This window comes from Phenylobacterium sp. (genome assembly GCF_031984885.1).
GTDB lineage: Bacteria > Pseudomonadota > Alphaproteobacteria > Caulobacterales > Caulobacteraceae > Phenylobacterium.
This window is the reverse complement of the sequence record NZ_DAMABV010000021.1, coordinates 26,975-41,142: the sequence shown is the minus strand read 5'-3', so window position 1 is coordinate 41,142 and position 14,168 is coordinate 26,975. Positions and strand designations below refer to the sequence as shown.

The 14,168-nt window shown below is 71.5% G+C and carries 15 protein-coding genes; 9 read left to right on the top strand and 6 right to left on the bottom strand.

What is annotated here, in order from left to right; genetic code table 11:
* Positions 1 to 149: 149 nt before the first annotated feature.
* The gene (locus tag RTL41_RS19920) at positions 150 to 422 is read left to right on the top strand and encodes a CPCC family cysteine-rich protein (RefSeq protein ID WP_312166987.1); all 273 of its coding nucleotides are present in this window, start codon (positions 150 to 152) and stop codon (positions 420 to 422) included.
* Between the two features lie 41 nt (positions 423 to 463).
* Positions 464 to 841, top strand: a complete 378-nt coding sequence (locus RTL41_RS19915) for a VOC family protein (RefSeq protein ID WP_312166985.1) — start codon at positions 464 to 466, stop codon at positions 839 to 841.
* Between the two features lie 27 nt (positions 842 to 868).
* Here RTL41_RS19915 and RTL41_RS19910 read toward each other — a convergent pair whose 3' ends face one another.
* Positions 869 to 1,525 (bottom strand): J domain-containing protein, encoded by a 657-nt coding sequence (locus tag RTL41_RS19910; RefSeq protein ID WP_312166984.1) that lies wholly within the window; start codon positions 1,523 to 1,525, stop codon positions 869 to 871.
* 52 nt (positions 1,526 to 1,577) lie between these two features.
* Here RTL41_RS19910 and RTL41_RS19905 point away from each other — a divergent pair, with 52 nt between their 5' ends.
* From RTL41_RS19905 to RTL41_RS19890, 4 genes are all read left to right on the top strand, one after another.
* Positions 1,578 to 1,853: a BolA family protein gene (locus RTL41_RS19905; protein ID WP_312166983.1), complete on the top strand. Its 276-nt coding sequence runs from the start codon at positions 1,578 to 1,580 to the stop codon at positions 1,851 to 1,853.
* Positions 1,854 to 1,946: 93 nt separating this feature from the next.
* The gene (locus RTL41_RS19900) at positions 1,947 to 2,453 is read left to right on the top strand and encodes a 2Fe-2S iron-sulfur cluster-binding protein (RefSeq protein ID WP_312166982.1); all 507 of its coding nucleotides are present in this window, start codon (positions 1,947 to 1,949) and stop codon (positions 2,451 to 2,453) included.
* Complete coding sequence (locus tag RTL41_RS19895) at positions 2,450 to 3,397, top strand: FAD binding domain-containing protein (RefSeq protein ID WP_312166981.1); 948 nt, start codon at positions 2,450 to 2,452, stop codon at positions 3,395 to 3,397. Before RTL41_RS19900 ends, RTL41_RS19895 begins: the two co-directional genes overlap by 4 nt.
* Complete coding sequence (locus RTL41_RS19890; protein WP_312166980.1) at positions 3,394 to 5,658, top strand: xanthine dehydrogenase family protein molybdopterin-binding subunit; 2,265 nt, start codon at positions 3,394 to 3,396, stop codon at positions 5,656 to 5,658. Before RTL41_RS19895 ends, RTL41_RS19890 begins: the two co-directional genes overlap by 4 nt.
* Positions 5,659 to 6,053: 395 nt before the next feature.
* Here RTL41_RS19890 and RTL41_RS19885 read toward each other — a convergent pair whose 3' ends face one another.
* The 4 genes from RTL41_RS19885 to RTL41_RS19870 form a co-directional block, all read right to left on the bottom strand.
* Positions 6,054 to 6,422, bottom strand: a complete 369-nt coding sequence (locus tag RTL41_RS19885; protein WP_312166991.1) for a response regulator — start codon at positions 6,420 to 6,422, stop codon at positions 6,054 to 6,056.
* Between the two features lie 210 nt (positions 6,423 to 6,632).
* A complete protein-coding gene (locus RTL41_RS19880) occupies positions 6,633 to 7,916 on the bottom strand; it encodes an HlyC/CorC family transporter (protein ID WP_312166990.1) in 1,284 nt (427 codons plus the stop codon).
* Between the two features lie 2 nt (positions 7,917 to 7,918).
* On the bottom strand, positions 7,919 to 9,031 hold the full coding sequence (aroB, locus tag RTL41_RS19875; RefSeq protein ID WP_312166979.1) for a 3-dehydroquinate synthase: 1,113 nt from the start codon (positions 9,029 to 9,031) through the stop codon (positions 7,919 to 7,921).
* A complete protein-coding gene (locus RTL41_RS19870) occupies positions 9,028 to 9,609 on the bottom strand; it encodes a shikimate kinase (protein ID WP_312166978.1) in 582 nt (193 codons plus the stop codon). Before RTL41_RS19870 ends, aroB begins: the two co-directional genes overlap by 4 nt.
* Positions 9,610 to 9,666: 57 nt before the next feature.
* On the opposite strand from RTL41_RS19870, the gene RTL41_RS19865 reads away from it, so the two are divergent.
* Both RTL41_RS19865 and RTL41_RS19860 read left to right on the top strand, forming a co-directional pair.
* Positions 9,667 to 10,953 (top strand): hypothetical protein, encoded by a 1,287-nt coding sequence (locus tag RTL41_RS19865; protein WP_312166977.1) that lies wholly within the window; start codon positions 9,667 to 9,669, stop codon positions 10,951 to 10,953.
* Positions 10,950 to 11,858, top strand: coding sequence for a site-specific tyrosine recombinase XerD (locus tag RTL41_RS19860; RefSeq protein ID WP_312166976.1), 909 nt, complete (start codon positions 10,950 to 10,952; stop codon positions 11,856 to 11,858). The genes RTL41_RS19865 and RTL41_RS19860 overlap by 4 nt, the downstream gene beginning before the upstream one ends.
* A gap of 48 nt (positions 11,859 to 11,906) precedes the next feature.
* Here the strand turns inward: RTL41_RS19860 and RTL41_RS19855 are convergent, their stop codons facing one another.
* Positions 11,907 to 12,812 carry a hypothetical protein gene (locus tag RTL41_RS19855; RefSeq protein WP_312166975.1) on the bottom strand — a complete coding sequence of 302 codons (906 nt, stop codon included), beginning with the start codon at positions 12,810 to 12,812 and terminating at the stop codon, positions 11,907 to 11,909.
* 169 nt (positions 12,813 to 12,981) lie between these two features.
* Between RTL41_RS19855 and RTL41_RS19850 the strand changes: the two genes are divergently transcribed.
* The gene (locus tag RTL41_RS19850) at positions 12,982 to 13,944 is read left to right on the top strand and encodes an acetyl-CoA carboxylase carboxyltransferase subunit alpha (protein WP_312166974.1); all 963 of its coding nucleotides are present in this window, start codon (positions 12,982 to 12,984) and stop codon (positions 13,942 to 13,944) included.
* The last annotated feature ends 224 nt before the right edge of the window (positions 13,945 to 14,168 follow it).

Genomic DNA, 14,168 nt, shown 5'->3' with positions numbered 1-14,168 from the left:
CCGTGTCATCCCGGAAAGCCCGCAGGGCTTGTCCGGGACCCATTCGCGCCGTGCCGGACGAATGAGGCGCGGCCCCGCCGCAAAAGCTCAACTGACTTGATGACAGTTTGGGTTGGTCGCGCGACGGCGGCTCGCAGTAATCTCGGACGATGACTGCCGAGACCGAAAGGACGCCGTCGTGGCCCTGCGCGTGCTGCGGGTGCGCGACGTTGAAGTTCTCTCCTTGGGAGGACGGCCATGAGGGCTGTCCTGTTTGCTGCTGGACCGACGATCAGGTGCAATCGCGGGATCCGAACTTTCCCGGCGGCGCAAACGACGTGTCGCTGTCCGAGGCGAGGGAGAACTACCGCAAGCTCGGCGTCAGCGACCCTCAATGGATCGCCTATGCCCGGCCGCCGCGGCCAGATGAGACGCCGGTCTAGATGCTCCCCCGCCGGGGGAGCAACTTTTGGGAGCTTCGATTATGAAACTCGGCCCGGCGCTGGTGATGACGCCTGACCTGGAGGCGGCGCTGGGGTTCTATCGGGACATGCTGGGCCTGACGCTGGCCGAGCGGTTCGAGAACCAACTGGTGTTCGACCTGGGCGGCCAGGTGCTGCACGTCTTCGGCTGCGCGCGGCCGGCGCCCGAGGCCGAGCATGGCGCCGACGGCGCCAGCGTCATCAGCTTCGAGGTCGAGGCGATCGAGGCGGCGATGGCGGACCTGGCCGCCAAGGGCGTGGAGTTCCTGCACGCGCAGCCGGCCTGGAACGCAGAGGCGGGGCTGGCCTATGCGGCGTTCCGCGCGCCGGGCGGGATCGTGCACGAGTTGGTCGAGCGGCCAGCCAAGCGGCGCCCCTGACCGCGGGCGCCGCCCAGGCGCCGGCCGTCAGGCCATCTTGGCTTTCTTGAGGGCCTGGTAGGCCTTGATGACGCGCTGGAGCTTGTGTTCGGCCGAGCGGTCGCCGCCGTTGGAGTCGGGGTGGGTGCGCTTGACCAGCTCGATGTAGCGGGCGCGGATGGTCGGGCCGTCGGCGTCCTCGTCGAGGTCGAGGTCGGCCAGGGCGTGGCGCTCGATCTTGCCCAGGCGGCGGCCGATGGCGGTCTCGGCCTTGGGCTGGGGGTGGGAGCCGGCGCCGAACAGGCTGAAGGGGTCGGCGTAGCCTTCGCCCTTGGCGAAGTTGTGGGCGGCGGAGGCGGCCTCGCGCGAGAACTTGCTGGCCTTGAACTGCCAGGTCGGCCGGTCGCCGGTGGCGCTCTGGGCCTGGCGCTCGCGAATCTCGCCCTCGCTCATGCCGGCGAAGAAGTTCCACTGCTTGTTGTACTCGGCCGCGTGCGGCTGGCAGAACCAGTAGTGCTCGTTGAGCATCTCGCGCGACTTGGGCGCGCGCGCGGTCGCCACCGCCCGGCAGCCCGGATGGTCGCAAGCCCGCTCGCCGGGCTTCAGCGCAAAGACGTCGTCGTTGCGCGCGGCCTCCTCCTCCGAAGCGGGGGGACGCACGCGGATATCGACGAACTTAGGCTTGTATTGAAACGCGCCGGCCATGGCCCAAGTATGAGGCTCCCAAAGTCCCTTTCAAGAATTGAACATCGATCCGATGGGCGCCATATTTGAGGCTATCCAACACAAGCTGACCGCGGCGTTTTCGCCCACCCGCCTGGAGGTCGAGGACGACTCCGACCGGCATGCCGGTCATGCAGGCGCCACGCCGGGCGGGGAAAGCCATTTCAACGTGCTGATCGAGTCCGCGGCTTTCGCCGGAGCGTCCAAGGTGGTGCGCCAGCGGCTGGTCTACAAGGTTCTGGCCGAGGAACTGGCCGGGCCGGTGCATGCGCTGTCGCTGAAGGCGCTGGCGCCTGGGGAAAACGGCTAGAACGCGGCCACGGACCGGAACGAGCGTTTGAACGTTCGTATCGCGACGGCGTAGTCTGGCCGTATGTGAGCACTCACATCAGGGGAGGTGGGGATGCGAACGACGATCACGGTCAATGGGACGGCGCGGACGCTGGACGTCGATCCGCGGACCACGCTGCTGGACGCCCTGCGCGAGCACCTGGGGCTGACCGGCTCCAAGAAGGGCTGCGACCACGGCCAGTGCGGCGCCTGCACGGTGCTGGTCAACGGGGTGCGAATCAATTCGTGCCTGTCGATCCTGGCCATGCACGACGGCGACCAGGTGACGACCATCGAGGGGCTGGGCCAGCCGGGCGCGCTGCATCCGGTGCAGCAGGCGTTCCTGGAGCACGACGCATTGCAATGCGGCTACTGCACGCCGGGGCAGATCTGCTCGACGGTCGGCATGCTGCAGGAGGCGGCCGACGACTGGGCCAGCAAGGAGACCGCCGACCTGACGGCGAGGGTGTCGCTGACCGACGCCGAGATCCGCGAGCGGATGAGCGGGAACATCTGCCGCTGCTCGGCCTATCCGCAGATCCTGGCGGCGATCCGCGACCTGGCCGGAGAACCGGCGTGAAGCCCTTCACCTACGAGCGCGCCGCCGACGCCAAGGCGGCGGTGAAGGCGGTGGCCGAGAACCCGGGCGCGAGGTTCCTGGCCGGGGGCACCAACCTGCTGGACCTGATGAAGCTGGAGATCGAGGCGCCGACCCACCTGGTCGACGTCGGCCGGCTGCCGTTCGCGGGGGTCGAGGAGACCGGGGCGGGCGGCCTGCGGGTCGGCGGGGCGATGACCAACGCCAAGCTGGCGGCGCATCCGCAGGTGCGCGAGCGCTATCCGGTGCTGGTGCGGGCGATCCTGGCCGGGGCCTCGGGCCAGTTGCGCAACAAGGCGACGACGGCGGGCAACCTGCTGCAGCGGACCCGCTGCGACTATTTCTACGACACCACCAAGCCCTGCAACAAACGCCAGCCCGGATCGGGGTGCAGCGCCCTGGGCGGGCCGACCGGCTATGGGGCGATCTTCGGGGCCAGCGAGGCCTGCATCGCCACCCACACCTCGGACATGGCCGTGGCGCTGACCGCGCTGGACGCCAGCGTCGAGACCATGACCCCGGACGGCGGCACGCGCACGATCAAGGTCGAGGCGCTGCACCGGCTGCCCGGATCGACGCCGCAGATCGAGACCGACCTGGCGGCCGGAGAGCTGATCACCGCGGTGGTGCTGCCGCCGCCCCCGCCGGGCGGGCAGGCCTACGCCAAGGTCCGCGACCGGGCGTCCTACGCCCACGGCCTGGCCATGGTGGCGGTGGCCGGGAACCGGGTGGCGCTGGGCGCGGTGGCGCACAAGCCCTGGCGCGCGGCGAAGGCGCAGGCGGCGCTGGAGGCGGGCGCGAGCCCCGCCGAGGCGGCGGCGGCCGAGCTGGCCGGCGCCGACGCCGACGACGGCCGGACCCACAAGATCGCCCTGGTCCGCCGCCTGGCGGCCGCGACCATCGAAGACGCCGGGAGCGCGCGATGACCTCCGTTCGCGACTGGGCCCAGCCCAACCCCGTCACCGAGAACCGCGGCGGGACGATCGGCAAGGGCGTCGACCGCTACGAAGGGGCGCTGAAGGTCACCGGGACCGCGCCCTACGCCTATGACACGCCGGCCCCTTCGCCGCCGGCGATCGGGGTGCTGGTGACCGCCGCGATCCCGCGCGGGCGGGTGACGTCGGTCGACACGGCGGCGGCGCAGGCCGCGCCGGGCGTGCTGCTGGTCTGGACGCACCTGAACGCGCCGGCCCAGGCGCCGCGCGGGACGCGGGCCAATCCGCGCAGCCAGCGGGCCTCGAACCCGGCCCTGGCCAGCGACCGCGTCGAATATTTCGGGCAGAGCGTGGCCTTCGTGGTCGCCGACACCTTCGAGAACGCCCGCGCCGCCGCCGACCTGGTGAAGCTGGAATACGCGGCCGAGCCGGCGGTGGTCGACTTCGCCGCCAGCTTCGACCAGGCGACCCTGCCGCCGGACGAGGAGGACGTGCACATCGGCGACTTCCCCGGCGCCTACGCCGCCGCGCCGGTGACCATCGACGAGACCTATTTCAGCCCGATCCAGAACCACGTGCAGATGGAGCCCTGCGCCACCATCGCCTGGTGGGAGGGCGACAAGGTCACCGTCCACACCTCGATCCAGATGGTGAAGGGCGGCCAGCACGCCCTGGCCGAGACCCTGGCGATCCCGTCCAGCGACGTGCACCTGATGACCCGCTATATCGGCGGCGGGTTCGGCGGCAAGGGCCAGCCCTATGACGACCTGGTCCTCTCGGCCCTGGCGGCGCGGGCGCTGGGGCGGCCGGTCAAGGTGGCCTACACCCGCCAGCAGATGTTCCACGGCACCATCCACCGCCCGGCGGTGAGCATGCGCGTGCGGCTGGGGGCGGAGGAGACCGGGCGGCTGACGGCGTTCGCGGTCGAGGCGACGACGCACTGCGCGCGGGCGGCGACCTTCACCGAGCACGCGGCCAATTTCTCGCGCAACCTCTATGCCGCGCCCAACCGGTTGACCGGGCACCGGCTGGTGCGGATGGACCTGCCGCACGCCGGGCCGATGCGGGCGCCGGGCGAGGCGCCGGGGATGCTGAGCCTGGAATGCGCGATGGACGAGCTGGCCGAGAAGCTGGGCCTGGACCCCATCGAGCTGCGCATCCGCAACGAGCCGGACGTCGACCCGGAGACCGGCAAGCCGTTCTCGATCCGCCAACTTGTGCGCTGCATGACCGAGGGCGCGCAGCGGTTCGGCTGGGCGCGGCGCAATCCGGTCCCGGGCCAGATGCGCGACGGGCGCTGGCTGGTCGGCATGGGCATGGCCGCGGCGATCCGCGGCAACTTCCTGCTGCCGGCCAAGGCGGGGGTGCGGATCGACGCCGATGGGACGATCACCCTGCGCCAGGGCATGACCGACATCGGCACCGGCACCTACACCATCCTGGCGCAGATCACCGCCGAGACCCTGGGCGTGCCGCTGGAGCAGGTGAAGGTGGAGATCGGCGATTCCGACTTCCCGCCGGCGCCCGGCTCGGGCGGGCAGTTCGGGGCGGCGACGGCCGGATCGGCGGCGTTCGAGGCCGGGATGAACCTGCGCCGGGCGCTGACCGAGCTGGCGGTGGGCGATCCGCGCTCGCCGCTCTATGGCGGGCCGGCGGAGTACGTGACCTTCGAGAACGGGAACATCGCCATCGAGAACCGCAGCGAGACGCTGGCGGCCCTGGTCGCCCGCCCCGCGCCGGATGGGGTCTATGTCGAGGGCTCGATCTCGCCGGCGGCCGACGCGCGCGACTATTCCCAGCACACCTACGGCGCCCACTTCGCCGAGGTTGGGGTGAACCAGGTGACCGGCGAGGTGCGGCTGCGGAAGATGTTCGGGGTGTTCGCGGCCGGGCGGATCCTCAACGCCAAGACCGCCAAGAGCCAGATCACCGGCGGGATGATCTGGGGCGTGGGCGCGGCCCTGACCGAGTCCAACGCCGTCGATCCGCGCTTCGGCTCGTTCGCCAGTCAGGACATGGCCGAGTACCTGGTCCCGGTGCATGCCGACATCGTCGACCTGGACTCGATGTTCCTGGAGGAGGCCGACGACAAGGCCAATCCGATGGGCATCAAGGGGGTCGGCGAACTGGGCATCGCCGGGGCCGGGGCGGCGATCGCCAACGCCATCTACAACGCCACCGGCGTGCGGCTGCGGGATTATCCGATGACGCCGGACAAGGTGCTGGCGGGGTTGATGGCGAAGGGGCTGTAGGGCCTGCGAGCGGGACTGTCGGGATCTTTTCCTCCCCCATCGTGATGGGGGAGGGGGACCGGCGCAGCCGGTGGAGGGGGCGGCGGCTGGTGCCGAGCTTGCGGCTCGCCCCCTCCACCACCCTTCGGGCGGTCCCCCTCCCCCGCTGCGCAGGGGAGGAAAAGGGGGGCTGTTGGGGGTGTCGTCCCGGAAGTCGCGCAGCGGCTGTCCGGGATCCATTCGTGCGGTGGCCGGGGACGATGGTTCGGCCGCGCCCAACCTGCGAGATCTGGTGTTCATGGGTCCCGGTCTTGCTTCGCAAACCGGGATGACAGCCGTGGTGCTGTTCTGCTGCGCAAACCGCGATGGCGGCCGTGGGTGCGGTTCTGCTGCAACCGCGATGACGGCCGCTGGCCCTACCCCACCCGCGGCAGCAGTTCGCCGAGGATGCGGGCGAGGTCGCCTTCGCGGAAGGGTTTCTGCAGGACGGGGGAGCCCCTGTCGGCTTCGCGCAGGCCTGCGTCGCCGTAGCCGGTGGCGAAGGCGAAGGGGGCGCCGCGCTCGCGCAGCAGGTCGGCCAGCGGGAAGATCGGCTGGCCGCCGAGGTTGACGTCCAGCACCGCGCAGTCGAGCTCGACGCTGTTGGCGAGTTCGATCGCCTCGTCGAGCCGGGAGGCGGGCCCGACCACCTTGCAGCCCAGGTCCTGGAGCATGTCCTCGATCAGCATCGAGACCATCATCTCGTCTTCGACCACCAGGACACGCAGGCCGGCGAGGTCGCTCAGTCCGGTCATTCCGAGGGCTCCAAAACCTTCAAGGGGGTTTCCATGCGACGGGACAATCCCGCCGGATGATAGTCCAGTCGGGCGCCGCGATCATCGGCGGATGATGTGTCGGTCATGTTCACGACTTTGCCGGCGCCCCAGACTTGTGCGGAGGTCCGCTGCAAACCAAGGTGGTTTTCCCAGCTTGGTCAAGAGGCTAGGTCCAAAGAGCTAGTCTTGCGCGCGCGGCTGGGGCGGCGAAATCTTCAGGGCGGTGATCTGGTTGCGCTCGCGGCGGACCACCTGGAAACGGTGCCCGTAGAAGGTCCAGGTCTGGCCGACCTTGGGGATCGTCTGGGCCTCGTGGATGACCAGGCCGGCCACGGTGACGGCGTCGTCGTCGGGCAGATCCCAGTCCAGGGCGCGGTTGAGGTCGCGGATCGCCACCCAGCCGTCGACCACCACCGAGCCGTCGGCCTGGCGGCGCACGCCCTCGAGGGCGCTGTCGTGCTCGTCCTCGATCTCGCCGACGATCTCCTCGAGGATGTCTTCGAGGGTGATCAGCCCCTCCAGGGCGCCGTACTCGTCGACGACCAGGGCGAAGTGGCTCTGGCGCTTGAGGAAGGCGCCGAGCTGACCGTTGAGGGTCGTCGTCTCGGGGATGAACCAGGGCTCGCGGGCGAGGGCGGGGATGTCGAGGGCGTCCAGCTTCCCGCCGCTGGCCGCCAGGGCCGCCAGCACGTCCTTGGCGTGGAGGACGCCGACGATGTTCTCCGGGTCGTCGCGGTAGAGCGGCACGCGGCTGTGGCCGGTCTCCAGCAGCTCGGCGACCAGGTCCTTGGGGCCGAGGGCGGCGTCGATCATGGCGATCGAGCGGCGATGGACCATGACCTGGGTGACGTCCATCTCCGAGAGGTCGAGCACGCCGCCCAGCATGTGGCGGTCGCTGCTGGCGACCAGACCCTCGGAGTGGTGGTACTCGACCGCGCCGCGGATCTCCTCGTGGGCGGCCAGGACGTCGGTCTCCATCGACAGCTTGATGCCGAACGGGCGCAGGGTCTGGCGCACCACCCACTGGGCGCCGTTGGCCAGCGGGCCGAAGATCCGCACCACCCACCAGGTCGGGATCGAGAGGGCGCGGGCGACGTCGTCGGCGCGGGCGATGGCCAGGGTCTTGGGCAGGATCTCGCTGAAGATGACGATCAGCACGGTCATCAGCGCCGTGGCGATCAGGGCGCCGACCGGGCCTGGGAAGGCGGTCGACAGGGCCACCGTGGTCAGGGCCGAGGCCCCGATGTTGATGACGTTGTTCGACAGCAGGATGGCCCCGATCATCTTCTCCTGATCGGCCATCATCCCGTTGATGCGCCGGGCGGCGCGGTCGCCCTCGCGCTCAAGCTGGTGCATGCGCGCGCGGCTGGCGGCGGTCATCGAGGTTTCGGCCGCGGAAATCAGGCCCGAGAGCGAGAGCAGGACGACCAGCGCGGGCGCCAGGCCCGCGAGGACGGCGATGATCGTCACGGGAGCGCCCCTTCGGCGACCAGGAAGTCGCGCACGGCCTGGCCGTCGACGTTCCGGGCCACGAAGGCCTCGCCCAGCGCGCGGGCGAGGATGAAGGTCAGGCGGCCGCCCTCGGCTTTCTTGTCCTGGGCCATGTGGCGCACGAGCCGGCTGGCGTCGAAGCCGCCCGAGCCGACCTGGTCGAGGCGGGTCGGCAGGCCGGCGGCGGCGATGGCGGCCTCGGCGCGCTGGGCGTCCTGGCGGGCGCAGAGCCCCTGGGCGGCGGAGAAGCGGAAGGCGATGGCGCTGCCGGCGGCGACGGCCTCGCCGTGCAGCAGGGCCTCGCCGTAGCCGGTCTCGGCCTCCAGCGCGTGGCCGAAGGTGTGGCCGAGATTGAGCAGGGCGCGGCGGCCGGCCTCCTTCTCGTCCTCGGCGACGATCTCGGCCTTCATCTCCACCGAGCGGGCGACGGCGTAGGCCAGGGCGTCGGGGTCGCGGGCCAGCACCTTGGCGGCGTTGGCCTCCAGCCACTCGAAGAAGGCGAAGTCGCCCAGCAGGCCGTACTTGATGATCTCGGCGTAGCCGGCGCGCATCTCGCGGGCGGGCAGGGTGGCGAGGATGTCGAGGTCGGCCAGGACCAGGCGCGGCTGGTGGAAGGCGCCGATCAGGTTCTTGCCGCGCGGGGTGTCGATGGCGGTCTTTCCGCCCACCGACGAATCCACCTGGGCCAGCAGGGTGGTGGGGATCTGCACGAAGTCGATCCCGCGCTTGTAGATCGCCGCCGCGAAGCCGGCGAGGTCGCCGACCACGCCGCCGCCGAAGGCCACGATCAGGTCGCCGCGGTCGAGCTCCAGCTCCAGCAGGCGGTCGCTGACCTGGGCCAGGACCTCCCAGCTCTTGGAGGGCTCGCCGGCCGGGACGACGATGGCCTGGGACGAGATCCCCGCCGCCGCGAGGGCGGCGGTCAGGCGCGGGCCGTGCAGGGCCCAGACCGTTTCGTCGCTGACGACGGCGGTGCGGCCCTGTTTCAGGAACGGGGCGAGATGGACGCCGGCCTGGTCCAGCAGGTCGCCGCCGACCACGACGTCGTAGGCGCGATCGCCCAGGCCAACGCGGACGGTGCGGCTCATCTGGGGTGTTCCTCGAGATAGATGGTCAGGGCGCGGATCACCTGGTCGACGGTGACGTGGTGGGCGGTGTCGCCGGTCTCGACCATGACGTCGGCCTGGGCGTAGACGGGATAGCGCTTCTCGGCCAGCTCGGTCAGGACCTCCAGCGGGTCCTTGCCCGAGAGCAGGGGGCGGCTGTCCTTGCGCGAGACGCGGCGCACCAGCACCTCGAGGTCGGCCTTCAGCCAGACCGAGATCGAGCGCTCCTTGATCAGGGCGCGGGTCTCGTCGTTCATGAAGGCGCCGCCGCCGGTGGCCAGCACGTGGGGCGGGTCCTCCAGCAGCCGGGCAATGACCCGGCGCTCGCCCTCGCGGAAGGCGGGCTCGCCCATCTCGGCGAAGATGTCGGGAATAGACCGGCCGGCGGCGGCCTCGATCTCGACGTCGGCGTCCTTGAACGGGAGTTCAAGCGCGTTGGCGAGGCGACGGCCGACGCTTGATTTGCCGACCCCCATCAGGCCCACGAGGGTGATGGTGCGGGCGCGCAGCGGTGTGTAACGGTCCATGAACGGCGCAGGTCTTACACGAGCAAGGGCCATCGCGCCAAGTTGGCCGTAGCACAAGGGCAGATGATGATGAGCCGCAGGCTTCTTCGCATGACGTTCGGCGCGCTGCTGATCTGCACCCCGGCCGCCGCGCAGACGGCGGTGGAGGTGACGCCGCTGGCCGCCCCGGACTTCTTTTCGAACGGCGCGCGCGACACCGGATTGCCGCCCGGGCTGTGGCGCGGCGCCTCGGTGGAGACGGCGCGGACGGTGCTGCCGCTGCTGGCCGCCAAGCCGCTGTCGCCGGCCGCCGCGGCCCTGGCCCGGCGGGTGCTGGCCACCGGCGCCGACGGCCCCGACGGCGCGGGGCAGGACCGCGACCTGGCCGGGGCGCGGATCGCGGCGCTGATCGCCCAGGGCGGGGTGAAGGACGCCGGGGCGATCCTGTCGCGCAGCTCGGGCCTGGACCGCGCGCCGGCCCTGGCCCAGGCGGGGGCCGAGGCGGCGCTGCTGGCCGGCGAGGACGAGCGGGCCTGCGAGATCGGCGAGCGGCTGGCGACCGGACGCGAGGAGATCTACTGGCTGCGGCTGCGGGCCTATTGCCAGGCGCGGGAGGGCCAGACCGACGCCGCGCACCTGACCTTCGACCTGGCCCAGGGGGTAGCGCGCGATACGACCTATGGGCGGCTGATGGGCGCCAAGCTGGCCGGGACGGGAAATCCGGGCGCGGCCTCGCTGCGGGGCGGGCTGGACTATGCGCTGTCGCGCAGCCTCGGCCTCGACCTGGAGGCGGCGACCCCCGCGCCGGCCGTGGCCGCGGCCCTGGCGGCGGCCGAGCCCGGCCCCGCCCGCTGGACGATCGAGAACGGCCCGGGCGAGCTGAAGGCGGCGATGGCGGCGGTGGCCGCGGGCGACCTGGCCGGGGCCCAGGCGCTGCGCGCGGGGCTGACGGCCGATGCGACGCCGGTCAACGAGCTGGCGCTGCTGGACGCGCTGATCGCCGCGGCGAGCGGCAGGCCCGACGGGCCGACCCTGGACCGGCTGGTCGAGCGCGGCGCGGTCTCGGACGCCAAGGCGCGGGGCAAGATGCAGAACGCGGCGATCCTGCTGGCCGCCCTGGGCGCGCCGATGGGGCCGCAGGCGCGCGGCGAGTTCGCCAGGTTCGCGGCCGCCGAGGCCGGCAAGGCGAGCGTGGCGCGGGGCCTGGCGCTGGACCTGGCCGGGGATGCGAAGCTGATGGGCGAGAGCGCGCTGCTGGCGCTGTGGATCAGCGCCGACGCCGGCGCGGCCGGGCCGGCGGTCGGCGACCGGGCGCGGATCGTGCGGGCGCTGCGGGCCGCGGGGCTGGACGAGGACGCGCGGGCCTTCGCGGTCGAAGGGCTGCTGGCGCAGAGATGAGCGGCGCGGGCTGGATCGAAGCCTTCCTGGAGATGATGGCCGGGGAACGGGCCAGCGCCCGCAACACCCTGACCGCCTATGGCAAGGACCTGGCCGACGCCCAGGCGTTCCTGAAGGGGCGCGGGGCGGACCTGGCCAGCGCCTCGGCCGGGCAGATCGAAGCCTATTTCGCGGCCCTGAGCGACCGGGGCATGTCGCCGGCCACGGCGGCGCGGCGGCGCTCGGCGGTGCGGCAGTTCTACCGCTTCGTGCTGGGCGAGGGCTGGCGGGCGGAGGATCCCTCGCGGCGGGTGGACGCGCCCAAGAAGGGCCGGCCGCTGCCCAAGGTGCTGAGCCGGGCGGAGATGGACGCGATCATCGCCGCGGCGGCCGGGCGCGACGGGGCGCAGGGGCTGCGGCTGGCCTGCATGGTCGAGCTGGCCTACGCCTCGGGCCTGCGGATCTCGGAGCTGACGGCGCTGCCGCTGTCGGTGCTGGCGCGCGACCCGGCCTATCTGATCGTCAAGGGCAAGGGCGGCAAGGAGCGGCTGGCGCCGCTGAACGACGCCGCGCGGGCGGCGGTGAAGGCCTATCTGGAGGTCCGCAAGGGCTTCCTGCCGAAGGGGGACGCGGCGAACCCCTGGCTGTTCCCCTCGCGCGGCAAGGCGCGGCGGCTGACGCCGCGGCGGTTCGCGCAACTGCTGGACGAGGCGGCGGCCGACGCCGGGATCGATCCGGCCAGGGTCAGCCCCCACGTGCTGCGCCACGCCTTCGCCACCCACCTGCTGGAGGGCGGAGCGGACCTGCGGGTGGTGCAGAAGCTGCTGGGCCACGCCGACATCGCCACCACCCAGATCTACACCCACGTCGCCGGCGACCGGCTGCGCGAGGTGGTGGAGACCAAGCACCCGCTGGCGAAGAGGTAGGGGGCTACGTTCCTTCTCCCCTTGCGGGAGAAGGATGAAGCCGGCGGCTCAGCCCGTGATCCGATACCTGCCCTGGCCGTCGGGGCAGACGCGGACGTAGCGTTGTTCGCTGCTGGAGACCTGGGCCGGGGCGAGGCGGCACTGCATGCGGTCGTAGTCGCTGTAGCCGTACTGGCCCGAGCGGCGGCTGCGGTCGTAGTCGCTTTCCTGGTACGGGATGGTCTGGTCGTAGCTGTAGTAGTAGCCGCGTTCGTCGCACTTGGCCGAGGCGCGGCCGACGCCGAGCCCGATGCCGCCGCCGACCAGGGCGCCCAGCACGGCGCCTTCGGTCCGCACGCCGCGGCCGGCGACGTTGGAGCCGAGCGCGCTGCCGAGCAGGGCGCCGATCACGGCGCCGCCGATGGAGCGGTTGGTCTTGCTGTTGGTGCAGGACGGGTCGTTGCTGATGTAGGCGGTGGTCGAGGCGTCCTGGGCATAGGCGTCGGCGCTCCAGACCGGCGGCGGGCCGTAGGCGCGCTCATAGGCGCCCGAACCCCAGCGGCGGTCGTAGGCCGCGCGGGCGCTGTCATAGGCGGCCATGCGGCGGTCGAAGTCGGCGCGGCTCTCGCCGGACGGATAGCCGCCGGCCCCCTGATAGCCGAGGTCGTTTTGGGCCGGGGCCTGGCCGTAGGACCGGGCGTAGGCGCCGTAGCCGTACTGGCGGTCGTACTGCTCGCGCGAGCGTTCCCAGCGGGCGCGGGCGGCCTCGTAGTCCTGGCGCGACTGCTCGTAGGCGGCGCGGTCGGCCTGGTAGCGGCTCTGGTCGGACTGGTGTTGCGGCGTCGGGCGCGGATCGGAATAGGGGGTCGGGCTGGGATACTGACCCTGATACGGCCCCTGGTACTGGGCGAAGGCGGGCGGGGCGATCACCGCGAGGGCTGCGGCGACGGCGATGACGGCTTTGGTCGGTTGCATGGGCGACTCCCTGGTCCGCAACAAAACGTGAGGGAGCCGGGCCAGTTGCAGTCCAGGCGGCCGCGCGGCTTGACGCGGCGGGCGCGATGGCTGTTCCTCGGGGTTGTGAGGCGGGCGCTTCGGGCCTAGTTTCCGCCGCTTCCGCAAACGGAAAGAGAAGATTCCTCGTATGGCCGCACACTATCTCGAGTTCGAGCGCCCCATCGCCGACCTCGAAGCGAAGATCGAGGAACTGTCGAAGCTGTCGGAGACGACCGGCTCGGGAACCCTGGACGCCGAGATCGAGGCGTTGCGCGCCCGCGCCCAGGAAGTCCGCCGCCAGGCCTATTCCAAGCTCGACGCCTGGCAGAAGACCCAGGTCGCGCGCCACCCCGACCGGCCGCACTTCATCGACTATGTCGGCGGGCTGATCGACGAGTTCGTGGAGCTGCGCGGCGACCGCAAGTTCGCCGACGACCAGGCGCTGATCGGGGGCCTGGGCCGGTTCCGCGGCCAGCCGGTGGTGGTGATCGGCCACGAGAAGGGCCGCGACACCGTCAGCCGGGTGAAGCACAATTTCGGCTATGCGCGGCCCGAGGGCTATCGCAAGGCCATCCGCCTGATGGAGCTGGCCGAGCGGTTCAACCTGCCGGTGATCAGCTTCGTCGACACCCCGGCCGCCTATCCGGGCGTCGGCTCGGAGGAACGCGGCGTGGCCGAGGCCATCGCCCGCTCGACCGAGAAGAGCCTGATGCTGGAGGTGCCGATGATCGCCATCGTCACCGGCGAGGGCGGCTCGGGCGGGGCGCTGGGCATCGCCTGCGGCAACCGGGTGCTGATCCTGGAGCACGCCATCTATTCGGTGATCCCGCCGGAGGGGGCGAACTCGATCCTGTGGCGCGGGGCGCGCACGGCCGAGGAAGCGGCCAAGGCGATGAAGATCACCGCCCAGGACCTGATCGGCATGAAGATCGTCGACCGGATCATCCCCGAGCCGGCCGGCGGGGCGCACTCCGACAAGGAGGCGATGGTCGCGGCGGTGGGCGAGGCGATCGCCGACGAGCTGGCCCAGATCGGCGGGCTGAGCCCCGAGGAACTGAAGAAGCAGCGCGCGGACCGGTTCTACGCGATCGGGCGTTCGGGGCTTCAATAGGCGGGGCCTGCTGGAGCGGGCGAGCGTTGAAGATTCACCACCAAGCACACCAAGGACACGAAGGGGCGCGGTGAGCGCGGGGGCCTTGGTGCTCTTGGTGTGCTTGGTGGTGGGATGCTGACGTCGCTTGCGCGCCGTCTTTCGGGGTTATCTGCGGCATGCGCGACAGCCCTGCCCGGCGGGGTCGGATATTGTTCCGGTCTAAACCAGCTTGCCTGACGCGC

Excerpts from the sequence above, each read along its gene's own strand:
- RTL41_RS19920 (WP_312166987.1), top strand. The coding sequence starts at position 150 with ATGACTGCCGAGACCGAAAGGACGCCGTCGTGGCCCTGCGCGTGCTGC.
- RTL41_RS19915 (WP_312166985.1), top strand. The coding sequence starts at position 464 with ATGAAACTCGGCCCGGCGCTGGTGATGACGCCTGACCTGGAGGCGGCG.
- RTL41_RS19910 (WP_312166984.1), bottom strand. The coding sequence starts at position 1,525 with ATGGCCGGCGCGTTTCAATACAAGCCTAAGTTCGTCGATATCCGCGTG.
- RTL41_RS19905 (WP_312166983.1), top strand. The coding sequence starts at position 1,578 with ATGGGCGCCATATTTGAGGCTATCCAACACAAGCTGACCGCGGCGTTT.
- RTL41_RS19900 (WP_312166982.1), top strand. The coding sequence starts at position 1,947 with ATGCGAACGACGATCACGGTCAATGGGACGGCGCGGACGCTGGACGTC.
- RTL41_RS19890 (WP_312166980.1), top strand. The coding sequence starts at position 3,394 with ATGACCTCCGTTCGCGACTGGGCCCAGCCCAACCCCGTCACCGAGAAC.
- aroB (WP_312166979.1), bottom strand. The coding sequence starts at position 9,031 with ATGAGCCGCACCGTCCGCGTTGGCCTGGGCGATCGCGCCTACGACGTC.
- RTL41_RS19870 (WP_312166978.1), bottom strand. The coding sequence starts at position 9,609 with ATGGCCCTTGCTCGTGTAAGACCTGCGCCGTTCATGGACCGTTACACA.
- RTL41_RS19865 (WP_312166977.1), top strand. The coding sequence starts at position 9,667 with ATGACGTTCGGCGCGCTGCTGATCTGCACCCCGGCCGCCGCGCAGACG.
- RTL41_RS19860 (WP_312166976.1), top strand. The coding sequence starts at position 10,950 with ATGAGCGGCGCGGGCTGGATCGAAGCCTTCCTGGAGATGATGGCCGGG.
- RTL41_RS19855 (WP_312166975.1), bottom strand. The coding sequence starts at position 12,812 with ATGCAACCGACCAAAGCCGTCATCGCCGTCGCCGCAGCCCTCGCGGTG.
- RTL41_RS19850 (WP_312166974.1), top strand. The coding sequence starts at position 12,982 with ATGGCCGCACACTATCTCGAGTTCGAGCGCCCCATCGCCGACCTCGAA.